Annotated in this window: 5 protein-coding genes; 3 read left to right on the plus strand and 2 right to left on the minus strand. The window is 67.5% G+C overall.

Annotated features, from left to right (window positions below):
• Positions 1-138: 138 nt before the first annotated feature.
• Complete coding sequence (locus tag EO174_RS10940; protein ID WP_126944505.1) at positions 139-3,501, plus strand: GH92 family glycosyl hydrolase; 3,363 nt, start codon at positions 139-141, stop codon at positions 3,499-3,501.
• A 322-nt stretch (positions 3,502-3,823) separates the two neighbouring features.
• Here the strand turns inward: EO174_RS10940 and EO174_RS10945 are convergent, their stop codons facing one another.
• Positions 3,824-6,133, minus strand: a complete 2,310-nt coding sequence (locus EO174_RS10945) for an NADP-dependent malic enzyme (RefSeq protein ID WP_104584015.1) — start codon at positions 6,131-6,133, stop codon at positions 3,824-3,826.
• 198 nt (positions 6,134-6,331) lie between these two features.
• A complete protein-coding gene (locus EO174_RS10950) occupies positions 6,332-7,678 on the minus strand; it encodes a dicarboxylate/amino acid:cation symporter (RefSeq protein ID WP_104584014.1) in 1,347 nt (448 codons plus the stop codon).
• A gap of 286 nt (positions 7,679-7,964) precedes the next feature.
• Here EO174_RS10950 and EO174_RS10955 point away from each other — a divergent pair, with 286 nt between their 5' ends.
• Complete coding sequence (locus tag EO174_RS10955; RefSeq protein ID WP_104584013.1) at positions 7,965-9,137, plus strand: porin; 1,173 nt, start codon at positions 7,965-7,967, stop codon at positions 9,135-9,137.
• Between the two features lie 217 nt (positions 9,138-9,354).
• Entirely contained in the window at positions 9,355-12,000 is a 2,646-nt protein-coding gene (locus EO174_RS10960; RefSeq protein WP_119130974.1) for a PAS-domain containing protein, read from the plus strand.
• The last annotated feature ends 215 nt before the right edge of the window (positions 12,001-12,215 follow it).

A 12,215-nucleotide genomic window follows, 5' to 3' on the forward strand; every position in this document is an offset into this window, starting at 1 on the left:
CGCCAGGCAGCCACACCCGGACATCGCGCTTATCATCGCCGGACAATGGCGCACCGCCCCGGCGTGCGCGTGCCCGGCTCGCATGCCTCGGCAGGCCGGACCTGCCCTGCGGCATCGCACCCAAGGAGACATCGCCACGTGACCTCGTCTGTTGTGTTGCTGCATCCGCGTGACCTGTGGTTCCGGCTGGTCGTTGCCCTGGGCGTCGCTGCGCCGTTGTCGGTGAGTGCGGCGACCGGGTTGTCGACCTCGTTTGAAGCCGGCCAGCCGTTGCCGGTGAGCGCGGCGGCGGGCGATGTGCAGATTGCCATCGGCACCGGTCCGGCGGCGCCGTATGCGGCCAAGCCGAACGCCGGCTACAGCGGTGCGCATGCCCTGCGGTACGACAGTCGTGGCGCAGGTGGGCGGCGCACCTTGTTGACCGGCGAGATCCCGATCGGTGCCGATACCACGCTGTCCTGGCTGGTATTGCCCGAGAGCGTGGGCGGCGAGCATGTGGCATCGACCTATGTGTCGCTGGACCTGCTGCTGGACGACGGCACACGCGTGTCGGCCAGTGCTGCGCGGGATCAACATGGCGTCGCGCTCGGTGCGCGGGCGCAAGGCGAGTCGAAGACGCTGTATCCGCAGCAATGGGCGCGCAAGGCGGTGCGGCTGGGTGACGTGGCCGGTCTGCGTGGGCGCCATGTGCGTGCGATCGAGCTGGAAGTTGCACCGCCGGCAGGCGCGCCCGGTGCCGGCTGGATCGACGATATCGCCATTGCCGTGGTACCGCTCACGCCGGCAACGCGTCCGTCGGATTGGGTGCTGACCACGCGCGGCACGCAGTCCAATGGCACGTTCTCGCGCGGCAACAATTTCCCGGCAACCGCGGTGCCGCATGGCTTCAACTTCTGGACGCCGGTGACCGATGCGGGCACGCTGACCTGGCTGTATCGCTGGAACGAACACAACGATGCGGACAATCGCCCGCGCCTGCAGGCGTTGTCGCTCAGCCATCAGCCCAGCCCGTGGATGGGCGACCGCCAGACCTTTCAGGTGATGCCGTCGCTGGCGGCCGGCGTGCCGCCAGCCGATCGCAAACAGCGTGCACTGGCGTTTTCGCACACCAATGAAACTGCGCGCCCTTATCGCTACGCGGTGCAGCTGGACAACGGGATCCAGGCCGAGATCGCGCCGACCGACCATGCCGCGTTGTTCCGTTTTCGCTTCCCGGCGCAGGGCGATGCCAATCTGGTGTTCGACAATGTGGACGCGCGTGGCGGGCTGCGGCTGGATGCGGCGACACAGACACTCTCCGGCCATACCGATGTGCGTAGCGGGCTGTCGACCGGCGCCACGCGCATGTATGTCCATGCCAGCTTCGATACGCCGTGGGAAACCAGCGGCCTGAGCGACACCGGCCGGCCCACCGGCTGGATCAAGTTCGCTGCCGGCAGCACCCGGCAAGTGCAGATGCGCATTGCCACCTCGCTGATCTCGCTCGAGCAGGCCAGGCACAACCTGGCACTGGAAATCGCACCGCAGACAACATTCGAGCAGGTCGCCGCGCGGGCGCAGGACGCCTGGGATGCGTTGCTGGGGCGCCTGGAAGCGCCCGACGCCACCGCCGAGCAGAAGACCACGCTGTACTCCAACCTGTACCGGCTGCACCTGTATCCCAACTCCGGCCATGAGAATGTCGGCAGCGCCGGTGCCCCGGACTGGCGTTATGCCAGCCAGAGCAGCTGGTCGGACGACAACATCGACGGCAGCGCGGTGCGCAGTTTCGCGCCGATCCGCGATGGCCGGGTCTACGTCAACAACGGCTTGTGGGACACCTTCCGCACTGCGTGGCCGGCGTATGCCTTGTTCGCCCCCGACGCTGCCGGCGCGCTGGTGCAAGGCTTTCTGGAGCAGTCGCGCGCGGGCGGCTGGGTGGCGCGCTGGTCGTCACCGGGGTATGCCGATCTAATGGTCGGCACCAGTTCCGACGTGGCGTTTGCCGATGCCTGGCGCAAGGGCGTGCAGGGCTTCGATCCGGCCGAGGCATACGTTGCCGCGCGCAAGAACGCCACCGTGGTGGCGCCCGACAGGCACGTCGGCCGCAAGGGCATGGCGCGTTCGACCTTTCGCGGTTATGCCGATACCGACACGCACGAAGGCATGTCGTGGTCGATGGAGGGCGCGCTCAACGATTTCGGTATCGCCAACATGGCCGATGCGCTGGCCGGGCAGGCAAAGACGGCCACGGCGCGCGAGCGTTACACGACCGAGGCACTTTATTTTCGTCAGCGCGCGGCGGGCTATTCGGCGTTGTTCGATCCGGCGATCGGTTTTTTCCAGGGCCGCACACCGGACGGCCACTGGCGCGTGGACGCGGCACGGTACGACCCGCGCGTGTGGGGCCACGATTACACCGAGTCCAGCGGCTGGACGTTTGCGTTCACCGCACCGCACGACGGTGAAGGCCTGGCGGTGTTGTATGGAGGACGCGCGGGCCTGGCAGCGAAACTGGATATGTTCTTTGCCACCCCCGAGACCGCCGAGGCCAGGTTCGCCGGCTCCTACGGCACCACCATTCACGAGATGACCGAAGCGCGCGATGTGCGGATGGGCATGTATGCGCACAGCAACCAGACCGCCCACCATATCCCGTGGATGTATCTGTACGCCGGGCAGCCGTGGAAGACGCAACGCATCACCCGCCAGATCCTGGCACGCCTGTACCTGGGCAGCGAGATCGGCCAGGGCTATCCCGGTGATGAGGACAACGGCGAAATGTCGGCGTGGTATCTGTTCGCGGCACTGGGCCTGTATCCGTTGCGCATGGGCGCGCCGGAATACGTGATCGGCTCACCGCTGTTCAAGCATGCCAGCGTGCGGTTGCCCGATGGCGGGACGCTGACGGTCAATGCGCCGCAGAATTCGCCGCAGAACGTGTACGTGCAATCGCTCAAGGTCAACGGAAAGCCCTGGCGCAAGACCTGGTTGCCGCATGCGGACATCGCCAGGGGCGCGACGCTGGACTTCGTGATGGGGCCTGCACCCTCGTGCTGGGGCACCGGGCCGAACGATGCGCCACCGTCGCTGACCGCTGCGGGCAAGCGCCCTGCCCCGTTACGTGATGTGCTCGGAGACACGGCGCGCATCACGCTGGCCGATGGTGGCGAGGTCGCTGCCCTGCATGACGACGATGCGGGAACCGTCGCTGCAGTTGCATCGACATCGACGCTGACGCTCAGTGGCATGGCGCGCGGCACGCCCACGCTCTACACACTGACCAACGGCAACGCGGCCATTGCGGCCAGTGGCTGGACGTTGGAAGCGCGTGCGGCCGATGGTGCGTGGACGGTGGTCGATCAGCGCCATGAGGAAGCGTTCGACTGGCCGTTGCAGACGCGGCCGTTTCGTATTGCCACGCCTGGTGCCTATGCCGAGTATCGGCTGCGATTCAGTGCGCCTGCGAAAGTGCAGCTGGCGGAGATCGAGTTGCTGGGGACTGAGCCTGCGGTGCGTTGAGGCGCCGGTCTCGCAGCGCTGATTGCGCTGCTTTCTGCAGGCAGGCGACTGCAGGATGCAGGCACCCGCTCACGCAATCGACGGATTCGCACGGGTGCTTCCGGAGCGAGGTCCCACCGCAATGTCGGCAGCGCTGGTGAACCGTACCCTCACCCACCCCCCGCTCCGCGCCCCGGCCCGCGCTTGCGGCGCGGGCGCTTCAAGGCACGCGTGCCAGTGGCGCGCAAGCAGTGCCTTGTCGCCCCGGGAGGAGAGGGGCTTGGCGCGGTGCGTCTGGTGCCGCTCGCGGATCGGTCTTTGATGTCTTCCCGGTGGGAGGATCTCAACCGCTATTTTTTTCGCTGGCGTTCTTCTCGGCATCGCGCTGCCGGCGGATCTGCGCATCCACCGCCGCGATCGCGGTCATGTTCATCACCCGGCGCGAGGTGGCGCTGGTGGTGAGGATGTGCACCGGCTTGGAGATGCCCATCAGGATCGGGCCGATCGCCACGCCGTCGGTGAACACGCGCACCAGGTTGTAGGCGATGTTGGCCGCCTCCAGGTTCGGCAGCACGAACAGGTTGGCGCGACCCTTCAAGGTGCTGTTGGGCATGATCTGCTTGCGCAGTGCTTCGTCCCAGGCGGTGTCGCCCTGCATTTCGCCGTCGATGTTGAGCTCGGGCTTGCGCTTGAGCAGGGCCTCGCGCACCTGGCGCATCTTCAGCGCATCGCGCGAGTCGTGGCTGCCGAAGTTGGAGTGCGACAGCAGCGCGATGTTGGGTTCGATGCCGAACAGCTTCAGGCGGTACGCGGCCTGCAGCGTCGCTTCGACCACCTGCTCCACGGTCGGGTCCTCCTGCACATGCGTGTCCAGGAAGAAGAACACGCCCAGCTGGTTGATCACGCCGGTCATCGCCGAGGTGGAGCTCACCCGCGGCTCCAGCGGAATCACGCTGCGTGCGTAGCCCAGCTTCTTGTGGAAGCGGCCGACCACGCCGGACAGCATTGCATCGGCTTCACCACGCGCCACCATCACCGCGGCGATCAGGGTCGGACGCGAGCGCATCAGCTCCTTGGCGGCAGTGACGGTCACGCCGCGACGCTCGGTGAGCGCGTGGTAGTACTGCCAGTACTCGTTGAAGCGGGGATCGTCGAGGATGTTGGTGATCTCGAAATCCACCCCGGCGGTCAGGCGCAGGCCCATGCGCTCGATGCGCGCCTCGATCACGTCGGGGCGGCCGATCAGGATCGGGAAGGCCAGGCCTTCGTCGACCACGTTCTGCACCGCGCGCAGCACCACTTCCTCTTCGCCTTCGGCATACACCACGCGCTGCTTGTCGGCGCGCGCACGGTCGTAGACCGGCTTCATCATCAGGCTGGTGCGGTAGACGAACTGGCCGAGCTTGTCGCGGTAGGCCTCCATGTCGGCGATCGGCCGCGTGGCCACGCCCGAATCCATCGCCGCCTGCGCAACGGCGGAAGACAGCTCCACCAGCAGGCGCGGGTCCAGCGGACGCGGAATCAGGTATTCCGGGCCGAAGCTCGGGGTCTCGCCGCCATAGGCCGCGCCCAGGTCGGAGGCCTCGCGCCGTGCCATCGCGGCGATCGCCTTGACGCAGGCGATCTTCATTTCTTCGTTGATGCCGGTGGCGCCCACGTCCAGCGCACCGCGGAACAGGTACGGGAAGCACAGCACGTTGTTGATCTGGTTCGGGTAGTCGGACCGGCCAGTGCCGATGATGCAGTCCGGGCGCACCGCCTTGGCCGCTTCCGGGGTGATTTCCGGGTTGGGATTGGCCAGCGCGAAGATCACCGGCTGGCGCGCCATCGTGGCGACCATTTCCGGCTTGAGGATGCCGGCCGCCGACAGGCCCAGGAAGATGTCCGCGCCCTCGACGATTTCGGCCAGGGTGCGCTTGTCGGTGTCGCGCGCGTAGCGCTGCTTGTCCGGGTCCAGGTCGGTACGGCCGGTGTGGATCACGCCATCGCGGTCCAGCGCCAGGATGTTCTCCGGCTTCAGGCCCAGCGAGACCAGCATGTTGACGCAGGAGATGCCGGCCGCGCCCATGCCGGTGGTAGCCAGCTTGACCTCTTCGATCTTCTTGCCGGTGACCACCAGCGCGTTGAGCACGGCGGCGCCGACGATGATCGCGGTGCCGTGCTGGTCGTCATGGAACACCGGGATGTTCATGCGCTCGCGCAGCTTGCGCTCGACGATGAAGCACTCCGGCGCCTTGATGTCTTCCAGGTTGATGCCGCCGAAGGTCGGCTCCAGGCTGGCGATGATGTCGACCAGCTTGTCCGGGTCGTTCTCGTTGATCTCGATGTCGAACACGTCGATGCCGGCGAACTTCTGGAACAGCACGCCCTTGCCTTCCATCACCGGCTTGGACGCCAGCGGGCCGATGTTGCCCAGGCCCAGCACGGCGGTGCCGTTGGTGATCACCGCCACCAGGTTGCCGCGCGCGGTCAGCTCGCTGGCCTGGGTGGGTTCTTCGACGATCGCCTCGCAGGCGAAGGCCACGCCCGGCGAATACGCCAGCGACAGGTCGCGCTGGGTCAGCATCGGCTTGGTCGCGGTGACCTTGATCTTGCCGGCCGGCTGCTGGCGGTGGTAGTCGAGGGCGGCCTGTTTGAAGTCGTCGTTGGACATCGGCGTTGTGGGTCTCGAAGGCGCAGGAGGGCTGAATTCTACCCCCCTGCCTGAACATGGGCCTGTCGCGCAGCTGTCGCGGCGGCAGGAAGATCGCATGCCACAACGCGGCATACATTGCGGCCAGTGCTGGCTGGATGTGGAAACGGCCCTGCATCCCGCCGGCAGCGCCGACGGAATGCAGGGCCGTAGGAAGCATCAGCGCGCGCTGATCGGGGCGACGACGTCGGTCGAGGCCACCGGTGCCTGCAGCGGCGGCGAGCCGCCATCCAGCACCAGCTTGAGCTGATCGCGGTCCAGCGCATTTTCCCAGCGCGACACCACCACCGTGGCGACCGCGTTGCCGATGAAGTTGGTCAGCGAGCGGCACTCGCTCATGAAGCGGTCCACGCCCAGGATCAGCGCCATGCCGGCCACCGGCACGTCCGGCACCACCGACAGCGTGGCGGCCAGGGTGATGAAGCCGGCGCCGGTCACGCCGGCCGCGCCCTTGGAGCTGAGCATCGCCACCGCCAGCAGGGTGATCTGCTGGCCCAGGGTCAGGTCCACGTTGGTGGCCTGGGCGATGAACAAGGCGGCCAGGGTCATGTAGATGTTGGTGCCATCGAGGTTGAACGAGTAGCCGGTCGGCACCACCAGGCCCACCACCGACTTCTCGCAGCCGGCCTTTTCCATCTTCTCCATCAGCGAGGGCAGCGCCGACTCCGATGAGGAGGTGCCCAGCACCAGCAGCAACTCGGCCTTGAGATAGCGGATCAGCTTGAGCACCGAAAAGCCGCACAGACGGCAGACGATGCCCAGGATCACCAGCACGAAGAACAGCGATGTCAGGTAAAACGAGCCCACCAGCCAGGCCAGGTTGACCAGCGATTCCACCCCGTACTTGCCGATGGTGAAGGCGATCGCACCGAATGCACCGATCGGCGCGGCCTTCATCAGCATGTGCACCAGGCGGAACACCGGCGCGGTCAGCGCTTCCAGGAAGCTCAGCACCGGCTGGCCACGCTCGCCGACCAGGGCCAGCGCGATCCCGAACAGCACCGCCACGAACAGCACCTGCAGGATGTTGCCATCGACGAACGCGCTGACCAGCGTGGCCGGGATGATGTCCATCAGGAAGCCGACCAGGCTCAGCTCGTGGGACTTCTGCACGTAGGTGTTGACCGCGCTCTGGTCCAGCTCGGCCGGATTGATGTTCATGCCGGCGCCGGGCTGCACCACGTGCGCCACGATCATGCCCACGATCAACGCCAGCGTGGAGAAGAACAGGAAGTAGGTCATCGACTTGGCGAAGACCCGGCCCACCGTCTTGAGGTGGGTCATGCCGGCGATGCCGGTGACGATGGTCAGGAAGATCACCGGGGCGATGATCATCTTCACCAGCTTGATGAAGGCATCGCCCAGCGGCTTGAGGCTTTCGGCGAAGGCCGGCTCGAAGTGGCCCAGCAGGGCACCCAGGACGATCGCCACCACCACCTGGAAATACAGCTGACGGTAAAAGGGGACGGGCGCCGGCAAGGGGCCGGCAGGCTTGCTGATGTGCATGACGCCACTCCGAGGGAACATAGAGGGGGCCTGAGCAGGCACCCGGTGCGGGCATTCTGGCCGTACGTCGCAGCCCGGGCCGATAGCCCATTGGTACTACGCACTGTCGCCGGGCTGAACGTCGCCTTACACTTCAGCGGCGTCGCCACCGGCCGTTAATTCCGTTTAACGCAGACACCGATTGTTGTGTCGTTGGCCGTCCGGAACCTGCGCGCTTGCTGAAGCTGTTCAGTGCGACCGCCATGGCAGGACGCCCGGCCCTTTCTCCTTGCCGAAGACCACACCTATGCGCCTCAATCCGCTCGTTCTCGCGTTGGCCATCGCCGCCGCGCCCGCAGCCGCCAATGCGGCCACCTCGCTGGAAAACTGGCCCACCAAGTACACCTTCGGTGATGGCACCGAGCTCGGCCTGACCGGCAACTACGCCTACGACGACAACAACTTCTCCGGCGACGACCGCCTGGAAGACCGCACCGACTTCCGCCGCAAGGAGTTCGGCGCCACCCTCAAGAAGAAGGGCGTCTACGACGCCATGGTGTATTTCGACTTCGAAGCCAAGCTGTGGCTGGACGTGTTCTTCCGCGTCGAGACCAAGGCCGTGTTCGGCCAGGATTACGGTCGCGTGCGGCTGGGCTACATGAAGGTGCCGGTGGGCCTGGAAGCGGTGCAGAGCTCGCGTGCGGGCAGTTTCATGGAACTGGGCCTGCCGGTCCAGGCGGTGTTCCAGGGCCGTCGTACCGGCGTGGAATGGACGCTGGAGCGCCAGCAGTACCTGCTGCAGGCCGGCGCGTACGGCGGCAAGGATCTGCAGGGCGACAACCCGGGCACCACCCAGGCCGTGCATGCCGCCTGGACCCCGTTCAAGGCCGAAGGCAATGTGCTGCACCTGGGCCTGGCCGGCTCGGTGGAGAACCCGCGTGGCTTCAGCGACGGCCGCGGCGTGTCGTTCAGCCCGCGCGTGCGCCTGCGTGCCCGCCCGGAGGCCGGCCTGACCGACGTGCGCCTGATCGACACCGGCACCATTCTCGACGTGGACCACGTGATCCGCGCCGGCGTGGAAGCGGTGTGGATCCACGGCCCGTTCTCGCTGCAGAGCGAAGCGCTGCGCGCCGAGGTGGCACGTAACGACAACCAGCCGCATTACATCGCGCAGGGCCAGTACCTCTATGGCACCTGGACGCTGACCGGCGAGTCGCGCAGCTATGCCGGCGGCGTACCGGGCAACATCAAGCCGGCGCACGACTACGGCGCGGTCGAGCTGACCGCCCGCTACAGCCGCCTGGACCTGGAAGACAACCGCGTCAGCGGCGGCCGCCAGCACGACACCACCATCGGCGCCAACTGGTACCTCACCAGCCACTTCAAGTTCCAGGCCAACTACAGCTGGGTGGATGCCACGCGCAACGGCGTGCATGAAACCCCGCACGTGATGGAGCTGCGCGCGCAGGTGCAGTTCTAAGCGTGATGGCGCACAGCTAACCCGGGCCTGGTCGGCCGCGCGCTGCCTTCGCTTCAACGCGCCAAGGCGGCAACCCACACCAGCGCACGTGCCCCTGCGGCCCCCTCCTTTCGGGGATGCGGCCGCATGCGTTTGTGGCTGCGGCGGTGTCGGCGCCTGGCGCAGGCCCGGTGCCGATAGCTGCACGATGCAGCGGCGCACCGCCATACTTGCCGGCATGTACGCCTCGCAACGCCGCCGTCTGCTGCTGACCCTGACCATCGTGCTGGGCGGCATGCTGGTGGCCATGCTGGCGGCCGGGCACTTCGTCGAACAGAACGCCCTGCACGAGGAAAGCGCCACCGTGCGGCGTCAGCTGCGCCTGTACGCGCAGGCCCTGCAGCAACGCGTCGATCGCTATCGCACCCTGCCGCAGATCCTGGCGCTGGACCCGGAACTGCGCGCGGCCGTCTCCGGGCCGTTATCGGCCGCGCAGGTGGAACGGCTCAATCGCAAACTCGAGCGCGCCAACAACGTCACCCAGTCCTCCACGCTGACGCTCATCAACCGCGACGGCCTGGCATTGGCTGCCAGCAACTGGCGCGGGGCGCGCAGCAACGTGGGCGTGGACTACGCCTTCCGCCCGTATTACCAGCAGGCATTGTCCAACGGCAGCGGCAGTTTCTACGGCATCGGCATGACCACCAGCGAGCCGGGTTACTTCCTGTCGCAGGCCATCGTCGACGCCGGCGGCCAGGTGCAGGGCGTGGTGGTGATCAAGATCGCGCTGGCCGCGCTGGAACGCGAGTGGCTGCAGACCCCGGACATCGTGCTGGCCTCCGACGCGCACCAGGTGGTGTTCCTGGCCAGCCGCCCGCAGTGGCGCTACCGCATGCTGGCACCGCTGAGCCTGCGCGACCGCAGCGAATTGCGCAGCACCCGCCAATACGCCGACCAGGGCCTGCTGCCGCTGCGGCGCCGGCTGATCGAGCAGACCGGCAACGGTGGCGTGCTGGCCGAGGTCAGCGACCCACCGCTCGCCGGCCCGGTGCTGTGGCAGACCCTGGAGGTGCCCGAAAGCGGCTGGCGCCTGCATCTGCTGCACGACACCCGCGCCAGCGCGGCGGCCGGCCGCGCCGCTGCGATCGCCGCCGCCGGTGCATGGTTGGCGCTGGCCTTGCTGTGGTTGTTCGTGCAGCAGCGGCGGCGCCTGTCCGCCCTGCGCCAGCGCAGCCGGCACGAGCTGGAAACGCTGCTGCAACAACATGCCGAAGAGCTGCGCACCGCGCAGGATGGCGTGGTCACTGCCGCGCAACAGGCCAATGCCGGCCTGAGCCGCAGCCTGGAACACCTGCCGCAGGGCGTGGTGGTGATCGACGAGGCGCTCAAGCTGGTGGCGTGGAATTCGCGCTATGTGGAACTGTTCCGCTTCCCGCCGGAACTGCTCAAGATCGGCCGCCCGATCGAAGACCTGTTCCGCTTCAACGCACGCCGCGGCCTGCTCGGACCGGGGCCGATCGAAGCGGCGATCGAGCGCCGCCTGAACCATTTGCGCAGCGGCAAGCCGCATATGCGCGAGAGCGAGAAGGAAGACGGCACGGTGCTGGAAATCCGCGGCAATCCGTTGCCCGATGGCGGATTCGTCACCAGCTATGCCGACATCACCAGCTACAAGAACGCCGCGCGCGAACTGCGCTCGCTGGCCGATGCGCTGGAACACCGCGTGGCCGAACGGACCCGCGACCTGGCCGCGGCCAAGCGCGAGGCCGAGAGCGCCAACCGCTACAAGACCCGCTTCGTCGCCTCGGCCGTGCACGACCTGCTGCAACCGCTCAACGCCGCACGCATGTTCGTCTCGGTGCTGCGCGGGCAGGTGCGCGAGGCCGGCAGCGCGCGCGTGGTCGACAACATCGAGGGCGCGCTCGCCGCGCAGGACGCCATCCTCAACAGCCTGCTGGACATCTCGCGGCTGGAGGCCGGCAGCCTGAAGACCCGGGTGCGCGACTTCGCCATCGCCCCGCTGCTGGAAACCCTGGCCCGCGAGTTCGGCATCCTTGCCGAAGACCGCGGCCTGGTGCTGGACTGGGTGCCCACCTCGGCGGTGGTGTTGAGCGACGAGAACCTGCTGCGGCGCATCCTGCAGAACTTCCTGTCCAACGCCATCCGCTACACGCCGCGTGGGCGCGTGCTGATCGGCTGCCGTCGTCGCGGCGGCTGGCTGCGCATCGAAGTGCATGACCAGGGGCCCGGCATTCCCGAGGCCTTGCAGGACGAGATCTTCGAAGAATTCCGGCGCCTGGACGACGGCGTGGCCAACGACCGCGGCGCCGGTCTGGGCCTGGCCATCGTCGAGCGCATCGGCCGCCTGCTCGGCCACCGCATCAGCCTGCGTTCCACCCTGGGCAGCGGCAGTGTGTTTTCGGTGACCGTGCCGCTGGGCGAGCGCGCCTCCATCGCCAGGCAGTTGCCACCGCCCATCGCCAGCGCTGAAACCGCCAATGACCCGATCCTGCACGGCTGCCGCGTGTGGTGCGTGGACGACGACCCGCGCGTGTGCGAGGCCAGCCGCGCCCTGCTGCAGCGCTGGGAATGCCGCGTGGACTTTGCCGGCGGCCCCGACGAGGCATTGGCCGCCGCCAACGCCGACGAGGTGCCGGAGCTGCTGTTGCTGGACGTGCGCATGGGTGAGCACTACGGCCCGATATTGCTGCCGCAACTAGTGGCGCGCTGGCAACGCGAACCGCGCGTCATCCTGGTCACCGCCGAACCCGACCCGGCGCTGCGTGAACATGCGCTCGACCTGGGCTGGGGGTTCCTGGCCAAGCCGGTGCGGCCGCCGGCGCTGCGTGCCCTGATGACGCAGATGCTGTTGCGGCGCGGGTGAGCTGCGCCGTCGCGCAGCATCGACAGGCAACAACGGGCTGCGCTGGGCGTGTCGCGACGCTTCCGGCCTGCTTGCCGCCGAAAGGCCGCATGATGGCGCGCCGTGCTGCACGCCTCCCATGCCGCGATTTCCTGGCCCTGCAGGGTCTGGCGAGTTTCGCCGGATCGTTTCAGCGTACCGAAGTGCGTGCTGCCTCAAGCGCGCGTTGGCGATGG

It is taken from the genome of Xanthomonas sp. BRIP62418, assembly GCF_003993495.1.
GTDB classification, from domain to species: domain Bacteria; phylum Pseudomonadota; class Gammaproteobacteria; order Xanthomonadales; family Xanthomonadaceae; genus Xanthomonas; species Xanthomonas euroxanthea.

Excerpts from the sequence above, each read along its gene's own strand:
- EO174_RS10945 (WP_104584015.1), bottom strand. The coding sequence starts at position 6,133 with ATGTCCAACGACGACTTCAAACAGGCCGCCCTCGACTACCACCGCCAG.
- EO174_RS10950 (WP_104584014.1), bottom strand. The coding sequence starts at position 7,678 with ATGCACATCAGCAAGCCTGCCGGCCCCTTGCCGGCGCCCGTCCCCTTT.
- EO174_RS10955 (WP_104584013.1), top strand. The coding sequence starts at position 7,965 with ATGCGCCTCAATCCGCTCGTTCTCGCGTTGGCCATCGCCGCCGCGCCC.
- EO174_RS10960 (WP_119130974.1), top strand. The coding sequence starts at position 9,355 with ATGTACGCCTCGCAACGCCGCCGTCTGCTGCTGACCCTGACCATCGTG.